Origin of the sequence: Myceligenerans salitolerans (genome assembly GCF_017349295.1) — a bacterium.
Taxonomy (GTDB): domain Bacteria; phylum Actinomycetota; class Actinomycetes; order Actinomycetales; family Cellulomonadaceae; genus Myceligenerans; species Myceligenerans salitolerans.
The window spans coordinates 24,787-47,657 of the sequence record NZ_JAFMPK010000025.1 but is presented as its reverse complement, the minus strand read 5'-3'; the positions used below and the strand labels follow the sequence as shown (position 1 = coordinate 47,657).

Sequence of the window (22,871 nt, the reverse complement as noted above, 5' to 3'; positions counted from 1 at the left end):
GGCGAAACCCTCGTCGCGGGAACGGGTGGCGTCGAAAAGGTCGGTAACGTCTGGACCGTGACAGCTCTGGAGCCGCAGCCACCGTCGTCCCGCCTCACGGTCGATCTCCTGACCCGGGAGTACCCGCCGCACGTCTACGGCGGTGCGGGGGTGCACGTCACGGAGCTGGCGGGCGTGCTCGCGCCCCTCGCCGACGTCCGCGTCCGCCACTTCGGCGAGCAGGCCGCGGGCGGCACCGAATCCGGGGGGACGCCCGCGCCCGCCGTGACCGGCTACGCCACTCCCACCGAGCTGACCGGTGCGAACGCGGCGCTCGCGACGCTCGGTACGGACCTGGTGATCGCGGGCGACTGCGCCGGGGCCGACGTCGTCCACTCCCACACCTGGTACGCCAACCTGGCCGGCCACCTGGCCGGGCTGCTGCACGGCGTCCCGCACGTCGTCACCGCGCACTCCCTCGAGCCGCTGCGGCCGTGGAAGGCGGAGCAGCTCGGCGGCGGGTACGCCGTCTCGTCGTGGGCGGAACGGACGGCGTACCTCGGCGCGTCGGCGATCATCGCGGTCTCGGCCGGGATGCGGGACGACATCCTGCGCTGCTACCCCGAGCTGGACCCGGCCCGGGTGCACGTGGTGCACAACGGCATCGACCTGGCGGGGTGGCGGCGGCCGACCGGCGACGCCGCACTCGCGGCCGCCGACGAGACCGTCCGCCGCCTCGGGATCGACCCGGACCGGCCGGCGGTCGTGTTCGTCGGGCGGATCACGCGGCAGAAGGGGCTGCCGTACCTGCTGCGGGCCGCGGCGGAGCTGCCCTCCTCCGTGCAGCTCGTGCTGTGCGCGGGCGCACCGGACACACCGGAGCTGATGGACGAGGTCAGGACGCTGGTCAACGGCCTGCGCGAGGCCCGCGACGGGGGGATCGTCTGGATCGAGCAGATGCTGCCCCGGGAGGAGCTCGTGGCCGTGCTGGCGGCCGGCACCGTGTTCGTCTGCCCGAGCGTGTACGAGCCGCTCGGCATCGTGAACCTCGAGGCGATGGCGGTCGGGCTGCCCGTCGTCGCCACGGCCACGGGCGGCATCCCCGAGGTCGTGGACGACGGCGTCACGGGTGCGCTCGTACCGATCGAGCAGGCCGACGACGGCACCGGCACACCGCTCGACCCCGACCGGTTCGTGGCCGACCTGGCGGAGGCGCTGAACCGGGTGGTCCGCGACCCGGCGCGGGCCGCCGCGATGGGTGAGGCCGGCCGCCGCCGGGCACAGGAGCACTTCTCCTGGACGGCCATCGCCGAGCGCACCATGGAGGTCTACCGCAGCGTGACGACCGGGTGAATACCCGTCACTCATCCTGGATCGCCGGATTTCTGATGTTGGTACCCGATGTCACGAATCGATGTTGTCGAAACCCCACAACGTGCGGCGTGGGGCGCGTGGCACGTCGCGCAGCGCCGCCCGGCGGGTCGCACCGGTAGCGTCGCTGACATGACCGAGAACCTGGATTCCGCCGCCGGCCGCGTCGTCGTCGTGACCGGCGCCGCACGCGGCATCGGCCGCTCGATCGCCGAACGCTTCGTCGCCGAGGGCGACCGCGTCGCCACGCTGTACCGCGGCGGTGACCTGCCCGACGGGGTGCACGGCTACAAGGCCGACATCACCGACACCGAGGCCGTGGACGGCGCGTTCGCGCAGATCGAGCAGGACCTCGGGCCGGTACAGGTACTCGTCGCCAACGCGGGCGTGACGAAGGACCAGCTCCTCATGCGGATGTCGGACGAGGAGTTCGAACAGGTCGTCGACGTCAACCTCACGGGCACCTTCCGCTGCGTGCGCCGCGCCGCCAAGAGCATGATCCGCAAGCGCTACGGCCGCATCGTGCTGATCGGGTCCCTCGTGGGCCTCTACGGCGGCACGGGCCAGGTCAACTACGGCGCGTCGAAGGCGGCGCTGGTCGGGATGGCCCGCTCGATCTCCCGGGAGCTCGGCGCCCGGGGCATCACCGCGAACGTCGTCGCGCCCGGGTTCATCGAGACCGACATGACCGCCGAGCTGCCCGACAAGACGCGGGACTTCTACCTCGGCGCGATCCCCGCCGGCCGGTTCGCCCGGCCCGACGAGGTCGCGGGCGCCGTGACGTTTCTCGCATCCGACGCCGCGGCCTACGTGACCGGCACGGTCCTCCCCGTCGACGGCGGCATGGGGATGGGCCACTGACCAGCCGTTGACCCGCGCGTTCACCAGCGCGGGGACCTCCCACGTCCCACCTCCACAAACATCCTCCACAACCCGCGCCGGACCCGGAGTTTTCCTCCACGCGGGTCACACCGTTACGCTCACACCCAGTGCGGGACACGGCGCGAGGCGCCTACGCACATTCACCGGAAGGACAACATGGGTCTCCTCGAAGGCAAGAAGCTGCTCATCACCGGAGTTCTCACCGACTCGTCGATCGCGTTCCACACGGCCCGCCTCGCGATCGAGGAGGGCGCCGAGGTGGTCCTCTCGTCGTTCGGCCGTCAGATGAAGCTGACGAGCGCGTTCGCGAAGCGTCTTCCCGGTGACACGCCGCCCCCGGTCGTTCAGCTCGACGTCACGAGCGACGAGGACCTCGCGGGCCTCGCCGACGCCGTGCGCGAGGCGGGCCTCGACCGGCTCGACGGCGTCGTGCACTCCATCGGCTTCGCGCCGCAGAGCGTCATGGGCGGCAACTTCCTGTCCGGCGAGTGGGAGGACGTCGCCACCGCGCTGCAGGTCTCCACGTTCTCGTACAAGGCGCTCGGCGTGGCGGCCCGGCCGCTGATGACCGACGGCGGCGCCGTCGTCGGCCTGACCTTCGACGCGCAGTTCGCCTGGCCCGTCTACGACTGGATGGGCGTGGCCAAGGCCGGCCTGGAGGCCGCGAACCGCTACCTCGCGCGCGACCTGGGCCCGGCCGGCATCCGGTGCAACCTGGTGTCCGCCGGACCGATCAAGACCACCGCGGCGAAGTCGATCCCGGGCTTCGAGCAGATGGAGGCCGCCTGGCCCGAGCGCGCGCCGCTCGGCTGGGACCAGACCACCGCGGAGCCGACGGCGCGAACCGTCGCTGCCCTGCTCAGCGACTGGTTCCCGGCCACCACGGGTGAGATCGTGCACGTCGACGGCGGCGTGCACGCCATGGGGCAGTAACCCGGCACCACGGGAGACCCCCGTTTGACCTGCGGCGCCTCCCTCACCCGGGAGGCACCGCACGAACCATGAGTAAGGAGCAGATCGTGGCCAGGCATCGCGAGGAGGTGGCGTCGAGCACGCCGATGCGTCGGCTCGTCCTGTTGCGTCACGCCAAGGCCGAGCCGGCCACGTCCTCCGACGACGCGCTGCGCCCGCTCGCCCTGCGAGGGCGCACGCAGGCGGCCGGGCTGAGCGCGGCACTCGTCGCGCTCGCCGCCGTGCCCGACGTCGTCCTCGTCTCCTCCGCCCTGCGCACGCGCCAGACCTGGGACCTGGCCAAGAGCGGGCTGAACGGCCGGCGCGACGGGGCCCCGCGGGTCGTCGTCACCGACAGCCTGTACAACGCCCGCGTGGGCGACGTCATGGACCTCGTCGCCGAGCTCGACGACAGCGCACGCACGGTCCTGGTCATCGGGCACGAACCCACGATGGCGGCGACCGCGTCGTTCCTCGCGGGGCCGGGCTCCGACGACGCCGCGCTCGCGCAGGTCCGCGTCGGCGTGCCGACGGCGACGTACTCGATGCTGGAGACGCCGGCCGCGACGCCCTGGTCGTCCTGGACACGCTCCACGGCGGTGCTGACCCACGTGGGCCGCCCGCCGGGCTGAGCCGTCAGGCGCTCGCCCGGACCACCAGCCGAGGGGTGAGCACCTCGTGACGGTCCGCGGTGCGGCCGGCCCAGCGCTCGCGCAGCAGCTCGACCGCCAGGGCGCCCATCTCCGCACGCGGCTGGTGGACGCTGGTGAGCCGTGGGCGCGCCCGCAGCGCGAGCGCCGAGTCGTCGTAGCCGACCACCGCCAGCCCTGCCGGCACGTCGATCCCCCGGTCCCAGGCGTGGTCGAGCGCGTCGAACGCCTCGACGTCGTTCCGGGCGAAGACGGCGGAACACCCGTCCGCCAGCGCGGCGTCCAGGCCGGGGCCGGCCGGCTCGTCACGGCCCCGCTCGATCACCCGTACGTGGCGGTCCAGCCCGTGCGACGCCATCGCGTGCTCGTAGCCCGCCCGCCGGGCCAGGCCGGCCGGGCGGCGCGACGAGGTCAGGTGCGCGATCCGCTCGTGCCCGGCGGCGACGAGATGCCCGACGGCGAGCGCCGCGCCCCGCTCGTCGTCGTTGTTGACGGAGTCGATCCCGGCGACGGGCTCGAGCGAGCGTCCCACCATGGCGACGGGGGCGCGCCGGGCCGCGGCCTGGAGCAGTTCGGGATCCGCCCAGGAGGAGACGACCACCAGTCCGTCCACGTCGAGGTCGCCGAGCGCGTCGAGCCGTGCGGCCATCCGGCCGGCCCTGCGGGCCCCGTGGGCCAGCAGCACGGACAGGCCGTGCCGCTCCGCCGCCCGCTCCACCGACTCGACCACCTCGGTGTGGTAGGGGTTGTCGAGGCTTCCGACGACGACCCCGAGCAGCATGGTGCGGTGCTGCCGCAGTGCCCGCGCGAGCGCGTTGGACCGGTACCCGAGCTCGTCGGCGGCGGCGAGGATGCGTTCGCGCGTGGCGGGGCTGACGCCGTCGTCCCCGCGGAGCGCGAGCGAGACGAGCGACTTGGACACTCCCGCCCGCGCGGCGACGTCGACGATCGTGGGGCGGGACCTCATGCCCCGTTTCTACCCCACTTCGCGAGGCGCCTCGCCCCTGGTCCGGGCTCATGATCTGGAACGTTCCAGAGTTCGTGCCGCGTTCACCTGCCGGCCGGTGTTCCGCTACCCGGGCGCCGCCGGCTCTCCCTAGCGTCGTCGCCCGTGACCGAGACTCCCGCCGCCGGCACCGCGCCGGCCACCTCCCCCGCCCCGGCCGCCGCACTGGCGACGCGCCCCCAGGCCCTGCTCCTGGACTTCGGCGGCGTCGTCCTCGCCACGCGGAAGCGCCCCGAGGGGATGGCCGAGGTCGCCGGCCACGTGGCCGAGGTGCTGGCCCGGGCCGGTCACCACATCCCCGCGGCGGACCTGCTGCCGGTGCTGTCCGGCGGGCGCACGGCGCTGCGGGACTGGAAGAACTCCGCGAGCCGCCGGCTCGCCCCGCGGGAGCTCACCCACCGTGAGATCTGGGGCGACTTCTTCGGCGCTCCCCTGCCGCCCGCCGCCCGCGAGGTCCTGATGGGCCAGGCGGGGGCCCTGCAGCAGATGGTCACGCTCACCCTCGCCGAGCACAGTGTCCGGCCGGGGATCCGGGAGCTGGTGGAGCTCGCGGACTCGCTCGGGGTGCCGCTCGGCATCGTGTCCAACGCGCACTCGGGCCGCGCGCACCGCGCGATCCTGGAGCGCCACGGCCTGGCCGAGGCGTTCGGCGTGCAGGTGTACTCCGACGAGGTGGGCGTCCGCAAACCGAACCCGGAGATCATCGACATCGCCGCACGCGCCCTCGGCGCGGAGCCCGGCCGCTGCTGGTACGTCGGCGACACGTACGACCGCGACGTCGTCGCCGGCCGCCGCGCCGGTGCGGCAGCCGTCGTCCTCACTCGCCACCGGCACACGGACGAGGTCCCGTTCCCGGTTTCCGACGTCCCCGATGCCGTCTTCGACACCCCGGAGGGCCTGGTGGCGGCACTGCGCGCGGCCGAGCCGCCGAGGGCCGGGTCTCCCGGGGCGCGCGCTGCCAGGGAGCCGGCGACCGGGCGGCCGGGTCGCCCGGGTGGCGGCGAGCTCCCGAGCGCGTTGCTGCTCGACCACGGCGGGGTCATCTCGGTGTCACGGCCCGACGACGGCGTCCGGCGCGCCTTCGCCGAGCTGCTGGCCACACGCCTCACCCGGGCGGGCCACACGCTCACCACGGACCAGGCCCTCCGCACGCTGAAGGACATCCGCGCCGCCCACACCTCCTGGAAGGCCCGCCACGAACTCCCCGCCGCCCCGCTCACCGCCACCGTCCCCGAGATCGACGCCACGACGTTCTGGGTCGAGCTGGCGGGGCCCGTGATCGCCCGCGCGCTGAGCGGCACGCCCGTGGCCGCCTTCGGTGCTGCCGTCGTCCCTGACGGACTGCGCGCCTGGCTGCGGGCCGAGGCGCACGCGCTGATGGTCGCCTACGCCCGGGCGAAGTCCGTGCCCGTCGTCCGGCGCGGCGTCCGCGAGCTGCTGCGAGCCGCACGGGCGGCCGGCGTGCCGGTCGCCGTCGTCTCGAACACCGTGAACGGACGCGCCGTGCGCGAGAAGCTCGACGCCGCCGGGCTGACCGAGTACGTCGGCGCGCACGTGTACTCCGACGAGCTCGGCCGCCGCAAGCCCGACCCGGAGCTGCCCGCCGCGGCGCTGCGCGCCCTCGACGCCGACCCGGCCCACGCCTGGTTCGTCGGCGACAAGCCCGCGCGGGACGTGCTCGCGGCGCGGGCGGCCGGCGTCGGGCACGTGGTGCTGGTGCGGGGCGGTTCGACGTCCGACGACGCCCTCGCCGCCCTGGCCGACGACGATCCCGCGCGGCCCGACCACGTCGTCGACGACATGACCGAACCGGCCGCCCTCATGGGCCTCGCGCCCGCCGCACCCCCCGACTCCGGCCGGCCACCCGCCGGCCGGCAACCGGACCCCGTGCCGGGGTCCTGACCCCGCACGACCACCCCCCCCTTTGGAGCCCAGCATGACCACCACCGCCGGCGCCCTGCGCGCCCGCCTCCACGACCCCGACGGGATCTCCGGCTCGCAGAAGCTGATGATCATGATCCTGTCCATGACGCTGTACGGCGTCGCCGACATCGTCGCCGACCTGCTGCCGAAGTTCGAGGTCGGCAGCCTCGAGCTGGAGGTCGCGTACTTCGCGTTCATCCCCGTCGTGCTCGCCGCGCTGCTCACACCGCTGTGGGTGGCGCTCGGCGTCGCCGTCGGCGAGGCGGTCATCGCCGACATGCTGCTCGGTTCGTTCTCGGGAATCGGGGAGCTGGAGGGGTTCCTGCAGCTCTTCGTCGGGACGTACGTGGCCGGTTGCGTCGTCAGGGATCCCCGGCGCCCGGCACAGCTGTTCTGGGCCGCGATGGCGCTCGTGTCGATCGACAAGGTGTCGTCCGGGATCATCGACGTCGCGAAGTTCGGCGTGGGCATCGATCCCGAGGCCGGGGAGGAAGCCGGTGGCGGGCTGGCCGCCGTGGTGCTGGCGGAGGGCATCGAGCTCGCGCTCGCGCTGGTCGTCACCGGTGCGCTCTTCGGCGGGCTGGTCGCGATCTGGCTGGCGCCGCGCCTGTACGGCAAGATCGAGCCGCTCATGGGACTGCGTCCGCGGGACCCCGGCGCGCCGCCACGTCTGGTCGGTCCCTGGGGCTCGCCGTTCTGGCTGGTGGGTGTGCTGGGCATCGTCCTGGCCGCCGCCGTCGGCGTCCTCGGGCAGTGGGAGGAGCACTTCGAGGTCGCCAACCCGGTCACCGCGCTCGGTGAGTGGGAGGCGGCGAACGCGGAGTCGCTCGCGGAGTCGTACGCGTGGCTGGCGGCGCTGCTCGGCCTGGTCGCCGGGCTCGTGATCGTCGCGGTCATCGCCGCGCTGCGGGCGCGCGGTACGCAGCGGGCCCTGGCGTCCGCCGCCGACGAGCACGACGAGGACGACGCCTGATGCCGGCCGCCGACGACGGCCCGCGCGGAGCCGCCCCCGCGATCGAGGTCCGGAACGTGACGTTCCGGTATCCCGGAGCGGAGCGGGACACGCTCCGCGGCGTCGACCTGACGATCGCCGCGGGTGACTTCGTGGCCGTCGTCGGCGGCAACGGCTCGGGCAAGACCACCCTGGCCAAGACGTTCAACGGGCTCGTGCCGCACTTCTGGAACGGCGACCTGTCCGGGTCGGTGCGCGTGCACGGGCGCGGCACGCGCAGGCGGTCGGTCGCGGAGCTCGCCTCCGAGGTGGGGTACGTGTTCCAGGACTTCGGCAACCAGCTCGTGCGCCCCACCGTGCGCGACGACGTCGCCTACGCGCCCCTCAACCTCGGGCTGGCCGACTGGCGCGGGCGGGCCGACGCCGTCATCGCCGGTCTGGGACTGGAGCCCATCGCGGACACGTTCACCTGGCAGCTCTCGGGTGGCCAGCAGCATCTGACGGCGCTGGCGGGCGCGCTCGCACTGGCGCCCCGCGTCCTCGTGGTGGACGAGCCGGCCGCCGAGGTCGACCCCGCCCGGGCCACCGAGATCTACGAGCATCTGGTGCGGCTCAACGAGCGGGGCACCACGGTGGTCGTCATCGAGCACCACGCGGAGCTGATCGCCCGGTACGCCCGCAGCGTGGTGCTCGTCGACGACGGCGTGGTCCGCTGGCACCTCCCGACGGCCGAGGCGCTGGCCCGGCACGAGGACCTGGCGTCGGCGGACGTGCCGGCACCGCAGGTCGTGGAGATCGCCCGGGCGCTCGCCCCGGGATCCCTGCTGCCCCTGACGGTCGACGACTGCGTCGCGGCCCTCGCCGGGGTGGTGAACGCGAGGGCGGCCGGTCCTGGCGCGGGTCCGGACGCCGACCCGGTCGCCCGGGGCCCGCAGGCCGGTGGCCCGGACCGGCAGGACCGGGCGGGCCACGCGGTCATCGCCTCGCTGCGGGACGTCTCCCACGGGTACCTGACCATCGACGGGCCGCGGTCCACCGTCGTCGACGGCCTGTCGCTGGACCTGTTCGACGGCGAGCGCGTCGCCCTCGTCGGGTCGAACGGGGCCGGGAAGTCCACCCTGCTCACCCTGCTCGCCGGACTGGCGCTGCCCCGCGCCGGCACGGTGACCGTCGACGGCCGGGACACGCGCGAGGTCTCGGCCCCCGAGCTCGCCGGCACCGTCTGCTACCTGGTCCAGCATCCGGAGGAGATGTTCCTGCAGGACTCCGTCGCGGCCGACGTCGCCATGTTCCCCCGTGGCCGCCGGGTGGCCGGTGCGGACGAGCTCGTCGCCCGCGTCCTCGACCGCATGGATCTGGCCAAGGTCGCCGACCGCGACGGCCGGCTGCTGTCCGGCGGCCAGCAGCGCCGTGCCACGCTCGCCGTCGCGCTGGCCATGCGTCCCCGGCTGCTCCTCCTGGACGAGCCCACCGCCAGCCTGGACCTGCGCAGCCGGGACGACGTCATCGGCCTCCTCGCCGACCTCGCCGAGCACATCCGGTGCACCGTGGTCGCGACCCATGACATGCACCTCGTCGCCGAGTGGGCCAGTCGCGTCGTCGTCCTCGACGAGGGCGCGATCATCGCGGACACGACCCCTGCGGCCCTGTTCGCCGACGACGCCCTGCTCGCGCGCGCCCACCTCGTGCCGCCCCAGGTCGCCCAGGTGGGCAGGCGGCTCGGCCTGTCCCCCGTGCCCCGCACGGTCCCGGAACTGGTCTCCCGCCTCACCACCCCCGCCGAGACCGCGTCGCCCCCGCCGGACGTACCGCCTCGGCCGGCCGACGCGGGGGCGGCCGTCGCCGGAAGGACGGAGGCGTCTCGATGAGCACCCGGCGCGGTCTCGACCGCCTCTCCGTGGACTGGGTCACCCTCGAACTGATGCGTGTCGCGTACGCCACCCGCGGCGGTTTCCTCGCGGTCCGCGACCCGCGCGCGGTGGTGTGGTGGTACGTGATCGGGGCGCTGGCCCCGTGGTTCACCTACGACGTCGGGGTCCTGGCCGTCCTCTTCGCCGCCGCCCTGGCCGCGGCGCTGGCGGCGAGGATCGGCCCGCTGCTCCTGGGGCTGTTCCTGCTCGGGATCGTCGGCGATCTCGTGTACCTGCTCGTCATGCTGCTGATCCTGCGTGAGGACCCCGCGGCGATCGGCGCGCTCGTGCTGCCCGTGCTGAAGCTGGGCACGGTGTCGCTGGTCAGCATGGCCGCGTTCGCCTCCCTCGACCCGGAGAAGATCAGCGACGCCCTGCTGGCGATGCGGGCCCCGGAGATCCTGGGATTCGCCGTGAGCTACGGCTACCGCATGATCCCCGTGCTCGTGGACGAGTTCCGCACCATCGTCGACGGCCACCGCCTGCGCGGCGCCCCGCCGCGCGGACCGGGCTTCCTCGGCTGGCGTCCTGTCGTCCGCCTCGGCACGATCCTGGTCCGGTCCTTCTACCCGCTCGTCCTGAACACGGCGAAACGCACACGCACCACGGTGGAGGCGCTGGAGACGCGCGGCTTCACCGCCGCGGGCAGCGTCGGCGGCGCGGGCCGGGCGCTGCGGCTGGCCCGTCTGCGGTTCACGGCGGCCGACGCCGCCCTGCTGGCGGCCACGCTCGCGGTCGTGGCACTGGCGTACTGGGCAGGCGGCATCGCACTCAGCGGCCAAGGAAGTCCAGCAGCTCGGTGGTGACGTACTCCGGGTTCTCCTCGACGAATCCGTGAAGCCGATCCGTCGCCACGGGATGGTCTTCGGCCGCGATCCGGAGTCGGCGCCGACCCCCGCACACGACTCGTAGACTGGGGTGATGAGCAAGGCTCCCCGTCCCGAGCCCGAGGTCCAGTCGATCACGTCGGTCCCCGAGTCGCTGGACGCCGATCAGGCACGGCGCACGAAGGTCTATCTCATCCAGATGGCCATCCGGCTGGTGTGCTTCGTCTCCGCGATCCTCTGCCTCACCATGGGACCCGCCTGGCTCGGGTGGACGCTTGCCGCCGGCGCGGTCGTGCTGCCGTACACCGCGGTCGTCTTCGTCAACGCGGGGCCGAACCGCACCCCGCGCGACGCCCAGGCCTACGTGCCGGACGGCCCGGCCGCGCTGCCCCCGGCCGCTGACGTGCCCGACGGCGCGGGGCGGCCGCCGTCGGGCACGGGGCACACCGTCATCGACGGTGACACGCTGCTCGACGACGTACGCGACGAACCGGTGGAGAAGCAGAACTGATGGATGTCCTCGGACTGGGCGGCGGGGCCGCCGCGACGCCGGACCCCGTCGACGAGCTGATCTGCAGCGCCAAGGGCTGCCGCGCGGGAGCCACCTGGGGCCTGCTGTGGAACAACCCGCGCCTGCACACCCCGCAGCGCCGCAAGGTGTGGCTCGCCTGCGACGACCACCGCGAGCACCTCGAGCAGTTCCTGTCCGCCCGCGGTTTCTGGAAGCGGACCGTGCCCGCGGGCGAGCTGGACCAGCAGGGGCCCGCGTGAGCGATGCCGACCGGACCCGCGCGCCCCGCACCACCCGGCAGTGGGTGGTGCTCGGTGTCGCCGCGCTCCTGCTGGCCGCGCTCTGCCTGGTCGCGGGCCGCTGGCAGTGGGACCGGTACGAGGACCGCACCGCGCAGATCGATCTGATCGAGGCGAACTGGTCGGCGGAGCCCGTAGCGCTCGCCGACGTCCTGGACGGGCCGGGCGCCGCCCTGCCCGCGGACGCCGTCTGGCGGCCGGTCACCCTCACCGGCCGGTACGAACCCGACGCGACCGTGCTGCTGCGCAACCGGCCCGTGCACTCCACGCCCGGCTACCACGTGCTCGTGCCGTTCGTCGCGGAACATCCGGACGCGCCGGACGGCATCGTCGTGGTGATCGACCGCGGGTTCGTGCCCCTCGGCACGGACGGGAGCGCGCCGGCGTCCGTGCCGGAGCCCCCGGCCGGCGAGGTCGAGGTGACGGCGTCGCTGCGTCTCGACGAGCCGCCGTCGTCGCGCGGCGCTCCGCAAGGGCAGGTACAGGCGATCTCGACCGGCCAGGTCCTGGCCGCCGGCCCCGACGGTGCGGCCTGGGCCGACGGCCGCACCGTCGGCGCGTACGGGGCGCTCCGCGCGGAGGAGCCACGGCCGGCGACGGCGCCCGTCGCGCTTCCCGCGCCCGACACCGACCCCGGGTCGCATTTGAGCTACGCGTTCCAGTGGGGCGTGTTCTCGGTCGGCGCGCTCGCCGGCTACGTGCTGCTGTGGCGGCGCGAACGGGGAGCGCTGCGGGGCGAGAAGGTGTCGGCCGGGGACCTCCTGCTGGCCGCGCCCGACGTCGACGCGGCCACCGGCGGGACGACGTCGCGCGCGCGCCGCCCGGCCCGGAACGGTGGCCGGGGCCTGCTGTCGCGCCCCACCGCCGACTCCGACGACGAGGACGCCCTCATCGACTCCCAGTTCCGCTGAAAGCCGTGCCGTGGGCACGTCCTCCGTCATGTGTGATCCTGGGCACGTGCACGTCGTCGGACCTCGGATCACGGTCGTCGATCCTGCGGCGTAGGTCCGCAGCCGGGGTTCGTCGAGCACCGCTTACTCTTGGGGCGATGCCCTTCACTCCGTCCCACCCTGCCGCCGTGTTGCCGTTCGTGCGCCCGCCCTTCAGCGCGGCCGGCCTGGTGGCCGGGGCGATCGCGCCGGACCTGCCCTACTTCGCCCGGGCCCTGCCCGTTCCCGTCACCGCGCAGTCCTGGTACGAGCCGTATCTCAACGCGACCACCTCGCACGGCCTGACCGGCTCCCTGACGGTCGCCCTGCCCTACGCGGTCCTCCTGGTCGCCGCCTGGTGGGCGGCTCGGCGGCCCGCCGCGGCGCTACTCGCGACAGGTCCGACGGCGGACGGCGCGGCCCCGCGGGGTGGTGCGGGCGGTGGGGCCGGGTTGCGTACGGTAGCCGTCCGGGGCGCGTGGATCCTGCTGTCGCTGCTGATCGGGATCGCCACGCACCTGCTCTGGGACTCGTTCACCCACGGCGACGGGTACGTCGTGACGCACGTGGCGGTGCTGTCCGACCCGGCGGTCGGCGGCCTCACCTGGGCGAGACTGCTCCAGCACGTGAGCACCGTGGCGGGCCTGGTGGTGCTCGTGTGGTACCTGTGGCGCCGCCGGTCCGGCCTGCGGGTCCGGACCGCCGCGGCCGTGACCGTCCTGGCGGTCGCCGCCGCGGGCGCCGTCGCCGGAGGACTGCCGCAGTGGCGGAGTGCGGCCGGCGACCCGGCCGGCGTCTCCGCCGAGGTCCTCCTCCGGGCCGCCGCGGAGACCGCGGGCGTCACGCTGTTCGGCGCCGCCGTCGTCTACGTCGCCGCCTGGTGGGTCGTCCACGCGACCGGCCGCCGGCGACGTAACTCACTGCGCTTTCCCGCCCCGACTGCGTAGACTGGCCCGGCCCCGATCGGCTCGGCCGCCATGGGCCCCGCACTCCCGCGACCTTCGAAGGACCCTCATCCCGTGATCACCGCCCATGGCGTGGAGCTGCGCTTCGGCGCCCGCGCACTGCTGAAGCCCGCGACGTTCCGGGTCGGTCCGGGCGACCGTATCGGGCTGGTGGGCCGCAACGGCGCGGGCAAGACGACGCTCACGAAGACCCTCGCGGGCGAGACGCTGCCCGCGGCGGGCCAGATCTCGCGGGGCAACGAGATCGGCTACCTGCCTCAGGATCCCCGCACCGGGGACCTCGACGTCGTCGCGATGAACCGCGTGCTGTCCGCCCGTGACCTCGACAAGCTCAGCGCCAGGATGCGGACCACCGAGGCCGAGATGGCCTCCGAGGACCCGGACGTGATGGCCAGGGCCCTGGAGCGCTACCCCAAGCTGGAGGCACGCTTCCTCGCCGCCGGCGGGTACGCCGCCGAGGCGGAGGCACAGGTCATCACCGCGAACCTGGGCCTCGACGATCGCGTGCTCGCACAGCCGCTGCACACCCTCTCGGGTGGTCAGCGCCGCCGGATCGAGCTGGCGCGCATCCTGTTCTCCGGCGTCGACACCCTGCTGCTGGACGAGCCCACCAACCACCTCGACGCCGACTCCATCGCCTGGCTGCGCGACTACCTGCGCACCTACAGCGGCGGCTTCATCGTCATCTCGCACGACGTCGACCTGCTGCGCGCGTGCGTCAACAAGGTGTTCCACCTGGACGCGAACCGCGGCGAGCTCGACCAGTACGCCATGGGATGGGACAACTACCAGAAGCAGCGGGAGACGGACGAGCGTCGTCGCCGGCGCGAGCGGGACAACGCCGAGAAGAAGGCGGCCGCGCTCCTGTCCCAGGCGAACAAGATGCGGGCGAAGGCCACCAAGGCCACCGCCGCCCAGAACATGATCCGCCGCGCCGAGCAGATGCTCGACGGCGCCGAGGGCGTGCGGCAGACCGACCGGGTCGCCAAGCTCCGGTTCCCGACGCCCGCCCCCTGCGGCAAGACGCCGATCACGGCGACCGGGCTGTCCAAGTCGTACGGCTCGCTCGAGGTGTTCACGGGCGTGGACCTGGCGATCGACCGCGGGTCGCGCGTCGTCGTCCTCGGCCTGAACGGCGCGGGCAAGACGACGCTGCTGCGGCTGCTCGCCGGTGTCGAGAAGGCCGACTCCGGGACGGTCGACGCCGGCCACGGGCTGAAGCTCGGCTACTACGCCCAGGAGCACGACACGCTCGACATGAACGCGACCGTCGTGGAGAACCTGCGGCACGCCGCCCCCGACCTGACCGACACGCAGGTGCGCAACGTGCTGGGCTCGTTCCTCTTCTCCGGGGACGACGCCGACAAGCCCACCCACGTCCTGTCCGGCGGCGAGAAGACCCGGCTCGCCCTGGCGACGCTCGTCGTCTCCAGCGCGAACGTGCTCCTGCTCGACGAGCCCACCAACAACCTCGACCCGGCCTCCCGCTCGGAGATCCTCGGCGCGCTGAAGACGTACGAGGGCGCCGTCGTCATGGTCACCCACGACGACGGCGCGGTGGACGCGCTCGAGCCCGAGCGTGTCCTCCTCCTGCCGGACGGCGACGAGGATCTCTGGAACGAGAGCTACGCGGAGCTGATCAGCCTGGCGTAGGGCCTCCCGTCCCGGTCAGCTTCTGCTCCAGGCAGTCCGTGAAGCGGCCGAGCAGCTTGTTCGACACCTCCTGGACCAGGCCCCGGCCCATGCCGGCGACCCTGCCCCCGATCTGGAGGTCGGTACGCACCCGGACATCGGTGGTGGGGCCGTCGGCCCCACCCGCGCCCGGGGCGAGGACGACGACGGCCTCCGCTCCGGCCGTGCCGTTGCCGCGCTTGTCCTTGCCCTTCGCGGACAGCACCATGCGGCCGCCGCTGCCGTCCGTGGCGAGCTCCTTCTCCCTGAACTCCCCGGAGCCGTGGAAGGTCAGCGCGATCGGGCCGAGCTTGATCTTCACCGAGCCCGTGAACGTGTCGCCGTCGACCGAGGTGACCTGCGCGCCGGGGAAGCACTCGGCCACGGACTCGACCTGGGCGAACGTGGAGAACGTGGTGGCGACGTCGGCGGGCACCGTGAACTCGTGCGTCAGCTCCACGGGTGGCCGCCTTCCCCGGCGCCCCGCGCCGTCATGCCGCTCCCGCCGCCGCGGCCAGCACGGCCCGCCGGGCGAGCACCCCGGCGAGGTGCCGCCGGTAGTCGGCGTCCCCGTTGAGGTCGGAGGGCGGGCTGGTGCCGTCGGCCGCTGCCGCGCAGGCGGCGCCCACCGCCTCCGGCGTCGGCGCCACGCCCACGAGCGCCTCCTCCACGGCGCGCGCCCGCAAGGGGGTGGAGCCCATGTTGGTCAGTCCGATCCGTGCCTCGGAGATCGTGCCGCCGGCCAGGCGCACGGACGCGCCGACGGCGACGACGGGCCACTGCTGGGCCGTGCGCGTGAACTTCTGATAGCTGGAACCCCAGCCGGCGTGCACGGGGAAGCGGACGGCGGTCAGTAGTTCGTCCTCCCCCACGGCGGTGGTGAACAGGTCCTGGAAGAACTCGGCGGCCGGCACCACGCGCTCGCCCCCCGGGCCGGCGACGACCATCTCGGCTTCCAGGGCGAGCGCCGCGGCGCCGCAGTCGCCCGCGGGGTCGGCGTGGGCGAGGGAACCGCCGAGGGTGCCGCGGTGCCGCACCTGCGGGTCGCCCACCTCGGCGACCGCGTCGTGCAGGAGCCCGAGCTCACCGCGGACGCGGGAGGAGGCCAGGATCTCGTGGTACGGCGTCATCGCGCCGATCTCGATGGCGCCGCCGCCTCCGGCGACCGCGCCTCCCCCGGGGACCTCGCGGATGCCGCGCAGGGTGTCGATGCGGCCGAGGTCGACGACGAGCTCCGGCGCGTTCAGGCGCAGGCGCAGCACGGGCAGGAGCGACTGGCCGCCGGCGACGACCTTGGCGTCGTCGGACCCGGCGAGGAGCCGGAGGGCTTCGTCGACGCTGGTGGGCCGGGCGTACTCGAACGGTGCGGGGATCATGCCGCGCCCCCTTCCTGGATGGCGTGCCAGACGCGCGCTGGTGTGCAGGGCATCCGCACGTCGTGCACCCCGAAGGGGCGCAACGCGTCGACGACGGCGTTCACGACGGCGGGCGTGGACGCGATGGTGCCGGCCTCGCCGACGCCCTTGGCGCCGAGCGAGTTGGAGGTCGCGGGTGTGCTGCGGTGTGCCGTGTCGAAGCTGATGAGGTCGGCGGCCGTGGGCACGAGGTAGTCGGCGAGGGTACCGGTGAGCAGGGTGCCGGCGTCGTCGTACACGGCCTCCTCCCACAGGGCCTGGGCGATTCCCTGCACGAGCCCGCCGTGCACCTGCCCGGCGACGATGAGCGGGTTGATGACGGTACCGACGTCGTCCACGCAGACGTACCTGCGCAGGGAGACGGCCCCGGTCTCGGTGTCCACCTCGACGGCGCACAGGTGGGTGCCGTGCGGGAAGGAGAAGTTGACCGGGTCGAACGTGACCTCGGCGTCGATGCTCGGCTCGATGCCCTCGGGGTAGTCGTGCGCGGCGAAGGCGGCCAGGGCGATCTCCTGGATGCTCTTGCCCTCGTCCGTGCCGGCGACGGCGAACCTGCCGCGGGAGAACTCGATGTCGTCGGCGTTCGCCTCCAGCAGGTGCGCGGCCCAGGGTCTGGCCTTGGCCACGACCTTGTCGGCGGCGAGCGCCAGGGCCTCGCCGCCGACGGTGAGCGAGCGTGAGCCGTAGGTGTCCAGGCCGCGGGGTGCGACCTGGGTGTCGCCGTGCAGCACCTCGACGTCCTCGAAGGGCACGCCGAGGCGGTCGGCGACGATCTGGCTGAAGGCGGTCTCGTGGCCCTGGCCGTGGGCGCTGGCGCCGGTGACGACCTCGACCTTGCCGGTGGGCAGCATGCGGATCGCGGCGTGCTCCCAGCCGCCGGCGCCGTAGTCGAGGCTGCCGAGCACGCGGGACGGGGCGAGGCCGCACATCTCGGTGAACGTGGAGATGCCGATGCCGAGCTGGACGGGGTCGCCTGCCTCGCGCCGCCTGGCCTGCTCGGCGCGGAGGTCGTCGTAGCCGAACGTCTCGACGGCCTGGGCGGTGGCGGACTCGTAGTCGCCGGAGTCGTAGGTGAGTCCGGCGACGGTGGTGAACGGGAACTCGTCGCGGGTGATCCAGTTCTGGCGGCGCACCTCGAGGGGGTCGCGGCCCAGCTCGGCGGCGAGCTCGTCCATGAGGCGCTCGATGGCGAAGGTGGCCTCCGGGCGTCCGGCGCCGCGGTAGGCGTCGGTCCAGGTCTTGTTGGTCAGGACGGTGCGGCAGTCGAACCGGTAGGCGGGGAACTTGTAGATGGCGTTGAACATGAACGCGCCGAGCACGGGCACGCCGCCGCCCACGAGCGCGACATAGGCGCCGAGGTCGGCGAGCAGCTCGACCTTGAGTCCCGTGACGGTGCCGTCCTTCGTCGCCGCGAGCGTGAGCTTCTGCCACTGGTCGCGGCCGTGGTGGGCGGCGAGCAGGGACTCGGAGCGGGTCTCGGTGTACTTGACGGGCTTGCCGAGGCGCCGCGCGACGGCGAACGCCGCCCACTCCTCGGGAGTGGTCTGCAGCTTGCCGCCGAACCCGCCGCCGACGTCGGGCGCGATGACCCGGATCTTCGACTCGGGCACGCCGGTGGTGGCGGCCAGGAGGAAGCGGGTGATGTGCGGGATCTGGGTGGCGGACCAGACGGTGATCTGCTCGCCGGTGGGGTCGACGACCACGGAGCGGGGTTCCATGAACGCGGGGATGAGCCGCTGCTGGCGGTACTCGCGTTCGATGACGATGCCGTCGGCCCGGGCGGCGGCGACGGCGTCCTCGACGTCGCCGCCGGTACCGGCCTCCGCGGAGTCGAAGACCCAGCGGGCGGAGTTGTTGGTGCCCAGGTCGGGGTGTGCGAGGGCGCCGCCGTTCTCGGGGCTCGCGGCGGCGGCGTCCTTGAGGTCGAGGGCGGCGGGCAGTTCCTCGTAGTCGACGTCGACCAGCTCGGCGGCGTCGGTGGCCGCCGCGGCGCTGCGGGCGACGACGACGGCGACGATCTCGCCGGCGAACGCGACCCGGTCGACGGCGACCGGCTTGTGCTCGGGAGTGACCTGGTCGGGCGTGATGGGCCACGCGTTGGCGAGCACGCCCTGGGTGTCGGCGAGGTCGGCACCGGTGAGCACGGCCACGACGTTCGGGGACGCCTGGGCACCCTGAGTGTCGACGGCCGTGATGCGCGCGTGCGGATGCGGGCTGCGCACCATGGCGAGGTGCAGCGTGCCGGGCGGGGCGATGTTGTCGGTCCAGCGGGTGCGTCCGGTGACGAGGCGGAGGTCCTCCTTGCGGCGCCGGTCGCGGCCGATCTCCCGGTCTCCCTCGGCGGTGGCCGGGGCCTCTTCGGTGGCGGTCATGCCGTGCCTCCGTCCGTGCCGTGCGCGACGGAGGGGCCTGCCGCGTGCCGCACCGCGCGCACGATGTTGTGGTAGCCGGTGCACCGGCAGAGGTTGCCCTCGAGGCCGCGGCGGATCTCGTCCTCGGTGGGCGCGGGGTTCTCGGCCAGCAGGTCGGCGGCCTGCATGATCATGCCGGGGGTGCAGAATCCGCACTGCAGCGCGTGGCACTCCCGGAACGCCTCCTGGACGGGGTGCAGGGCGCCGTCGGCGGGGAGTCCTTCGATGGTGGTGACCGAGGCGCCGTCGGCCTGCACGGCCAGGACGTTGCACGACTTCACGCTCCGGCCGTCGAGGTGGACGGTGCAGGCGCCGCAGCTGGCGGTGTCGCAGCCGATCACGGTTCCGGTCTTGCCGAGGTGCTCGCGCAGGTACTGCACGAGCAGCAGGCGGGGTTCGACGTCGTCGGACACCTTCGCGCCGTCGACGGTGAGCTCGATCCTGGTCATGGACGCTCCTCTGCCACTGCGTTGTGACGGTGTGACACGGATCACGGTACGCCGGGGCGACCGTGATCCGCCACAGGTGAGCTCAGGTCAGACGCAGCGTCTGCTCCACGGGACCGGGAGCGTCGAGGGAGAAGGGGAGCGCCGGGCCGCCCGGCGCGCCGGGAAGGGAGAGCTCGTAGTCGCCGAGGAAGCCGGTCACGTCCACCCGCCCGCCGGCGTCCGTGCGCAGCGGGGTGGGCGCCAGCCACCACTCGCCACGGACGAGGTCGCGGAGACGCTCGTAGGCCGGCTTCGGCGAGCCGTCCGCACGCAGCAGGCCGCCGGGCGCGTTCAGCCACATGCCGCGGTCGCTCAGCCCCCAGTAGGTGAACGCCTCCACGTTCGGGTGCGCGAGCAGCAGCCGCAGGTACGCCTCCAGCTCCTCGGCCTGACGGGCCTCGCCCTCGGGCGTGCTGGGCCACTCGTCGACCTGCCAGTCGTTGAGGTCCACCACGTGTTCCGGCATGAGGTCGCCCGACAGCAGCGTAGTCTCGGTCAGGTGGATGGGGATGCCGTAGCGCCCGAAGCGCTCCAGGACGCGGAGCGTCTTCTCCTCGCCCCACCATCCCTGGTGCATGTGTGACTGCAGGCCGAGCCGGTCGATGCGGATGCCGGCCTCCAGCACGGCCTCGATGAGGCACTCGTACGCCGTGGACATGTCGAAATCGTTCAACAGAAGGGTCGCGGACGGGTTGGCCGCCCGCGCCTCCTCGAACGCCATCCGGATCATCTCCACGCGTCCGCGCGCCCGGGCGAGCGGGGTGATCGCGTTGTCCTCCGCGGTGAAGACCGGCATGATCACCACCTCGTTGATCGCGTCCCAGGTGTCGATGACGCCCGCCATGTCGGCCACGTCCCGCCGGATGCGCTCGCGCTGCAGCCGCTCCACCTCGGCGAGCCCGGCGCCGGTCACGGCGTCGCCGCCCGCGCGGGCCACGTCCAGCAGCCATCCCGGCTGGACCGTGTGCCACACCAGGGGGTGGCCCTTGACCGCGACGCCCCGCTCCGCGAACCACTCCGCGGCCCGGCGCAGCCGCGCGGTTCCCGGCGTGCCCCGCGCGGGCTCGAACGTCCCCCAGTAGAAGGGCAGGGTGGCCTGGTTGAAGACGCCGAGCCACGCGTCGGCGAGGCGCTGGTCGTACCCCGGATCGCGCGAGTCGGCGTTCGCGAGGTCCACCAGGTCGAACCCGATGCACCCGAACCAGAACGCGTGCCGCGTCTGCCGCACGACGACGTCCCGGTCGGCGAGCGCCTCGCCGTCGGGGCCGTGCAGGGTCAGGTGCGCCCGCGCGCGCCGGTGGGCGAGCGAGGGGTCGGGCCGGTGGGTCACGGGCGGAGTGAAGAGGGACGACGACGTCATGGTGGCACCCTAGTGATGGATCCGGCCCCGCGTGGTCGTCAGTGCCCGGCCCGAGCCGCCCCAGCGCGCCGAGACGATCTCCGCGGCGATGCTCACCGCCGTCTCCTCGGGTGTGCGCGAGCCCAGGTCCAGACCGATCGGGCTGTGCAGACGCGCCAGGGCGCCGTCGGGGACGCCCGCGTCCCGGAGCCGGGCGAGGCGGTCCTCGTGCGTGCGGCGCGAGCCCATGGCCCCGACGTAGGCCACGTCCAGGCGCAGCGCCCGCTCCAGGACCGGTACGTCGAACTTGGGGTCGTGGGTGAGCACGCAGATCACCGCGCGCTCGTCGATCCGGCCGGCGTCCGCCTCGGCGGCGAGATAGCGGTGGGGCCAGTCGGTCACCACCTCGTCCGCGTCGGGGAAGCGTGTCGCGGTGGCGAACACCGGCCGGGCGTCGCAGACGGTGACCCGGTAGCCGAGGAACGCACCGATCCGTGCCGTGGCCGCCGCGAAGTCGATCGCGCCGAACACGAGCATCCGCGGGCGCGGCGCGTGGGCGGAGACGAACACCCGGCAGCCCTCGCCCCGACGTTCGCCGTCCGGCCCGTAGGTGAGGGTGTCGCTGAGCCCGCCGGCGAGCAGGCCGAGGGCGTCGTCGGCCACCGCGCCGGTCAGGCGCTCGCCGCCCAGGCTTCCCGAGACCTGCGGGCCGCCGGCCGGGCCGCTCGGCCGGACGACCAGCCGGCGGCCGAGGAGCCGCTCGTCCGGGTGCTCCACGACGGTGGCCACCGCGACCGGGCGGCCGGCGGCGATGTCCGCGGCGACCTCGCCGAGGTCGCCGAACCCCGCGGGGTCGACCCGCTCCACGAACACGTCGAGGATCCCGCCGCAGGTGAGGCCGACGGCGAACGCGTCGTCGTCGGAGATCCCGTACCGCTCCAGCACCGGCCTGCCGGTCCTGGCCACGTCGCTCGCCAGGTCGAACACCGCGCCCTCCACGCAGCCGCCGGACACGGAGCCCACCGCGACGGGCGGCGCGCCGTCGGGGCCGGGGCCCACCAGCATGGCGGCACCGGGGGGACGCGGCGCCGAGCGGAACGTGGCCACGACCGTGGCCATCCCGACCGCGTGGCCGTCGCGCCACCAGGCCAGCAGTTCGTCGAGCACGTCACGCATGCGCGAGCACCTCCAGCGCCTCTTCGAACGTCGCGAGCGAATGCCCCGCGAGGAAGTGGTCCACGTGCGGCAGTACCGCCGCGATCCCGGACTGCACCGGCCGGTAGCCTGCCTTGCCGCGGTGCGGGTTCACCCAGATCACCGCACGGGCGAGACGACGCAGCCGGGCGGCACGTGCGGCCAGTTCCGCCGGGTCGCCGCGCTCCCAGCCGTCGCTGCAGATCACGACCACCGCCCCGCGCAGCCGGGCACCGTGCCGGTCCGTCAGCGCGGCGAGCGCCTCGGCGAGCCGTGTGCCGCCGGCCCAGTCGGGCACGAGTTCGCCGGCGCGGGCCAGTGCCCGTTCCGGGTCGGCGGCCCGCAGGGCGTCGGTCACGCGGGTGAGGCGTGTGCCCAGTGTGAACACCTCCGCGCGGGACGGCGGTGCCGACCGTACGACGGCGTGCGCGAGGCGGAGGAGGGCCTCGGCGTACGGGCGCATGGAGCCCGACACGTCCACCAGCAGCACCGCGCGGCGCGGCACCCGGGCCCGGCGGCGCCGCTCGACCCGGACGGGCTCGCCCGCCCGGCGCAGCGAGGCGCGCAGGGTGCGGTGCAGGTCCGGGCGCCCGCGCCGCCACGGCACGGCGCGGGCGGCGCGGCGCAGCGGCGGACGGGGACGCAGGGCCGCGAGCTGTGCGGCGAGGACACGGCGTTCCGCCGCGGTGAGGCCGGCGATGTCGCGACGGCGGAGGATCTCCCGGTCGTCGGCGAGCACGGGGACGACGCCGGGCGTCCGCGAGGTCCCGGGGTGCGCGGTCCCGGGGTGGGCGGGTGCGGCGTCGCGGCCGGACGGGAGCACGGCGGTGGAGGGCTCCGTGGCCGCGCCGGTGCGGGCGGGAACGGTGGTCGACGCCGCGGCGCCGTCGCCCGTGCCCGTCCCGGCGCGCGGCAGCGGCAGGCCGACGGCCGTCGCCCCGAACCACGCGGCGAACACCTGGTCGAACCGCGTCAGGTCGTCCGGCCCTCCGCACAGCGTCGCCCGGCCCGCGCGGTAGGCGGCGACACCGCTGCCCGCCCCGAGCAGAGAGGTGGCGTGCAGGAACGCGGTGGCGCGGTCATGGGTGACCGCGACGCCCGCCGCGCGCAGGGCCCGGGCGAAGCCGAGGAGGACCTGCTCGGCGCCGTGCCCGCCCTCCGCGTTCACCGTGACCGCCCCCCGATCGTCGTCGCGCAT

21 protein-coding genes are annotated in these 22,871 nt (G+C 74.2%); 13 read left to right on the top strand and 8 right to left on the bottom strand.

Annotated elements, in window-relative coordinates:
- Positions 1–57 precede the first annotated feature (57 nt).
- The 4 genes from glgA (at position 58) to J0911_RS04690 (ending at position 3,815) form a co-directional block, all read left to right on the top strand.
- Positions 58–1,332 carry a glycogen synthase gene (gene glgA, locus J0911_RS04705; protein WP_307864911.1) on the top strand — a complete coding sequence of 425 codons (1,275 nt, stop codon included), beginning with the start codon at positions 58–60 and terminating at the stop codon, positions 1,330–1,332.
- A gap of 150 nt (positions 1,333–1,482) precedes the next feature.
- Positions 1,483–2,211 (top strand): 3-oxoacyl-ACP reductase FabG, encoded by a 729-nt coding sequence (gene fabG, locus J0911_RS04700; protein WP_207274309.1) that lies wholly within the window; start codon positions 1,483–1,485, stop codon positions 2,209–2,211.
- A gap of 177 nt (positions 2,212–2,388) precedes the next feature.
- Entirely contained in the window at positions 2,389–3,165 is a 777-nt protein-coding gene (gene fabI / locus J0911_RS04695; RefSeq protein ID WP_207274308.1) for an enoyl-ACP reductase FabI, read from the top strand.
- Between the two features lie 68 nt (positions 3,166–3,233).
- On the top strand, positions 3,234–3,815 hold the full coding sequence (locus J0911_RS04690; protein ID WP_207274307.1) for a SixA phosphatase family protein: 582 nt from the start codon (positions 3,234–3,236) through the stop codon (positions 3,813–3,815).
- Between the two features lie 4 nt (positions 3,816–3,819).
- Here the strand turns inward: J0911_RS04690 and J0911_RS04685 are convergent, their stop codons facing one another.
- Positions 3,820–4,800 carry a LacI family DNA-binding transcriptional regulator gene (locus J0911_RS04685; protein WP_207274306.1) on the bottom strand — a complete coding sequence of 327 codons (981 nt, stop codon included), beginning with the start codon at positions 4,798–4,800 and terminating at the stop codon, positions 3,820–3,822.
- Positions 4,801–4,944: 144 nt separating this feature from the next.
- On the opposite strand from J0911_RS04685, the gene J0911_RS04680 reads away from it, so the two are divergent.
- The 9 genes from J0911_RS04680 (at position 4,945) to J0911_RS04640 (ending at position 14,808) form a co-directional block, all read left to right on the top strand.
- Positions 4,945–6,741: an HAD family hydrolase gene (locus tag J0911_RS04680; protein WP_207274305.1), complete on the top strand. Its 1,797-nt coding sequence runs from the start codon at positions 4,945–4,947 to the stop codon at positions 6,739–6,741.
- A 34-nt stretch (positions 6,742–6,775) separates the two neighbouring features.
- A complete protein-coding gene (locus J0911_RS04675; protein WP_207274304.1) occupies positions 6,776–7,735 on the top strand; it encodes a DUF8171 family membrane protein in 960 nt (319 codons plus the stop codon).
- Positions 7,735–9,582, top strand: a complete 1,848-nt coding sequence (locus J0911_RS04670) for an ABC transporter ATP-binding protein (protein ID WP_207274303.1) — start codon at positions 7,735–7,737, stop codon at positions 9,580–9,582. Before J0911_RS04675 ends, J0911_RS04670 begins: the two co-directional genes overlap by 1 nt.
- Positions 9,579–10,430, top strand: coding sequence for an energy-coupling factor transporter transmembrane component T family protein (locus tag J0911_RS04665; RefSeq protein WP_207274302.1), 852 nt, complete (start codon positions 9,579–9,581; stop codon positions 10,428–10,430). Before J0911_RS04670 ends, J0911_RS04665 begins: the two co-directional genes overlap by 4 nt.
- Positions 10,431–10,545: 115 nt before the next feature.
- A complete protein-coding gene (locus J0911_RS04660; RefSeq protein WP_207274301.1) occupies positions 10,546–10,962 on the top strand; it encodes a DUF3099 domain-containing protein in 417 nt (138 codons plus the stop codon).
- The gene (locus tag J0911_RS04655) at positions 10,962–11,222 is read left to right on the top strand and encodes a hypothetical protein (RefSeq protein ID WP_207274300.1); all 261 of its coding nucleotides are present in this window, start codon (positions 10,962–10,964) and stop codon (positions 11,220–11,222) included. Before J0911_RS04660 ends, J0911_RS04655 begins: the two co-directional genes overlap by 1 nt.
- Entirely contained in the window at positions 11,219–12,172 is a 954-nt protein-coding gene (locus J0911_RS04650; RefSeq protein WP_207274299.1) for an SURF1 family cytochrome oxidase biogenesis protein, read from the top strand. The genes J0911_RS04655 and J0911_RS04650 overlap by 4 nt, the downstream gene beginning before the upstream one ends.
- Before the next feature lie 137 nt (positions 12,173–12,309).
- Positions 12,310–13,137, top strand: coding sequence for a DUF4184 family protein (locus tag J0911_RS04645; protein WP_207274298.1), 828 nt, complete (start codon positions 12,310–12,312; stop codon positions 13,135–13,137).
- 72 nt (positions 13,138–13,209) lie between these two features.
- Entirely contained in the window at positions 13,210–14,808 is a 1,599-nt protein-coding gene (locus tag J0911_RS04640; RefSeq protein ID WP_207274297.1) for an ABC-F family ATP-binding cassette domain-containing protein, read from the top strand.
- Here J0911_RS04640 and J0911_RS04635 read toward each other — a convergent pair.
- The 7 genes from J0911_RS04635 to J0911_RS04605 all read right to left on the bottom strand — a co-directional run bounded on the left by J0911_RS04635 (position 14,795) and on the right by J0911_RS04605 (position 22,871).
- The gene (locus tag J0911_RS04635) at positions 14,795–15,286 is read right to left on the bottom strand and encodes an SRPBCC family protein (protein WP_207274296.1); all 492 of its coding nucleotides are present in this window, start codon (positions 15,284–15,286) and stop codon (positions 14,795–14,797) included. The genes J0911_RS04640 and J0911_RS04635 overlap by 14 nt on opposite strands.
- A gap of 31 nt (positions 15,287–15,317) precedes the next feature.
- The gene (locus J0911_RS04630; RefSeq protein WP_207274295.1) at positions 15,318–16,202 is read right to left on the bottom strand and encodes an FAD binding domain-containing protein; all 885 of its coding nucleotides are present in this window, start codon (positions 16,200–16,202) and stop codon (positions 15,318–15,320) included.
- Positions 16,199–18,613 carry a xanthine dehydrogenase family protein molybdopterin-binding subunit gene (locus J0911_RS04625; RefSeq protein WP_207274294.1) on the bottom strand — a complete coding sequence of 805 codons (2,415 nt, stop codon included), beginning with the start codon at positions 18,611–18,613 and terminating at the stop codon, positions 16,199–16,201. The genes J0911_RS04630 and J0911_RS04625 overlap by 4 nt, the downstream gene beginning before the upstream one ends.
- Positions 18,610–19,101 carry a (2Fe-2S)-binding protein gene (locus J0911_RS04620; RefSeq protein WP_207274293.1) on the bottom strand — a complete coding sequence of 164 codons (492 nt, stop codon included), beginning with the start codon at positions 19,099–19,101 and terminating at the stop codon, positions 18,610–18,612. The genes J0911_RS04625 and J0911_RS04620 overlap by 4 nt, the downstream gene beginning before the upstream one ends.
- Positions 19,102–19,183: 82 nt before the next feature.
- On the bottom strand, positions 19,184–20,500 hold the full coding sequence (locus J0911_RS04615; protein ID WP_207274292.1) for an endo-1,4-beta-xylanase: 1,317 nt from the start codon (positions 20,498–20,500) through the stop codon (positions 19,184–19,186).
- Positions 20,501–20,509: 9 nt separating this feature from the next.
- Positions 20,510–21,655 carry an XdhC family protein gene (locus J0911_RS04610; protein ID WP_207274291.1) on the bottom strand — a complete coding sequence of 382 codons (1,146 nt, stop codon included), beginning with the start codon at positions 21,653–21,655 and terminating at the stop codon, positions 20,510–20,512.
- Positions 21,648–22,871 carry a vWA domain-containing protein gene (locus tag J0911_RS04605; RefSeq protein WP_207274290.1) on the bottom strand — a complete coding sequence of 408 codons (1,224 nt, stop codon included), beginning with the start codon at positions 22,869–22,871 and terminating at the stop codon, positions 21,648–21,650. The genes J0911_RS04610 and J0911_RS04605 overlap by 8 nt, the downstream gene beginning before the upstream one ends.

What these genes read in the sequence shown, in the direction of transcription:
- fabG (WP_207274309.1), top strand. Translation starts at nt 1,483, where the DNA reads ATGACCGAGAACCTGGATTCCGCCGCCGGCCGCGTCGTCGTCGTGACC.
- fabI (WP_207274308.1), top strand. Translation starts at nt 2,389, where the DNA reads ATGGGTCTCCTCGAAGGCAAGAAGCTGCTCATCACCGGAGTTCTCACC.
- J0911_RS04690 (WP_207274307.1), top strand. Translation starts at nt 3,234, where the DNA reads ATGAGTAAGGAGCAGATCGTGGCCAGGCATCGCGAGGAGGTGGCGTCG.
- J0911_RS04685 (WP_207274306.1), bottom strand. Translation starts at nt 4,800, where the DNA reads ATGAGGTCCCGCCCCACGATCGTCGACGTCGCCGCGCGGGCGGGAGTG.
- J0911_RS04675 (WP_207274304.1), top strand. Translation starts at nt 6,776, where the DNA reads ATGACCACCACCGCCGGCGCCCTGCGCGCCCGCCTCCACGACCCCGAC.
- J0911_RS04670 (WP_207274303.1), top strand. Translation starts at nt 7,735, where the DNA reads ATGCCGGCCGCCGACGACGGCCCGCGCGGAGCCGCCCCCGCGATCGAG.
- J0911_RS04665 (WP_207274302.1), top strand. Translation starts at nt 9,579, where the DNA reads ATGAGCACCCGGCGCGGTCTCGACCGCCTCTCCGTGGACTGGGTCACC.
- J0911_RS04660 (WP_207274301.1), top strand. Translation starts at nt 10,546, where the DNA reads ATGAGCAAGGCTCCCCGTCCCGAGCCCGAGGTCCAGTCGATCACGTCG.
- J0911_RS04655 (WP_207274300.1), top strand. Translation starts at nt 10,962, where the DNA reads ATGGATGTCCTCGGACTGGGCGGCGGGGCCGCCGCGACGCCGGACCCC.
- J0911_RS04645 (WP_207274298.1), top strand. Translation starts at nt 12,310, where the DNA reads ATGCCCTTCACTCCGTCCCACCCTGCCGCCGTGTTGCCGTTCGTGCGC.
- J0911_RS04630 (WP_207274295.1), bottom strand. Translation starts at nt 16,202, where the DNA reads ATGATCCCCGCACCGTTCGAGTACGCCCGGCCCACCAGCGTCGACGAA.
- J0911_RS04625 (WP_207274294.1), bottom strand. Translation starts at nt 18,613, where the DNA reads ATGACCGCCACCGAAGAGGCCCCGGCCACCGCCGAGGGAGACCGGGAG.
- J0911_RS04620 (WP_207274293.1), bottom strand. Translation starts at nt 19,101, where the DNA reads ATGACCAGGATCGAGCTCACCGTCGACGGCGCGAAGGTGTCCGACGAC.
- J0911_RS04615 (WP_207274292.1), bottom strand. Translation starts at nt 20,500, where the DNA reads ATGACGTCGTCGTCCCTCTTCACTCCGCCCGTGACCCACCGGCCCGAC.
- J0911_RS04610 (WP_207274291.1), bottom strand. Translation starts at nt 21,655, where the DNA reads ATGCGTGACGTGCTCGACGAACTGCTGGCCTGGTGGCGCGACGGCCAC.
- J0911_RS04605 (WP_207274290.1), bottom strand. Translation starts at nt 22,871, where the DNA reads ATGCGCGACGACGATCGGGGGGCGGTCACGGTGAACGCGGAGGGCGGG.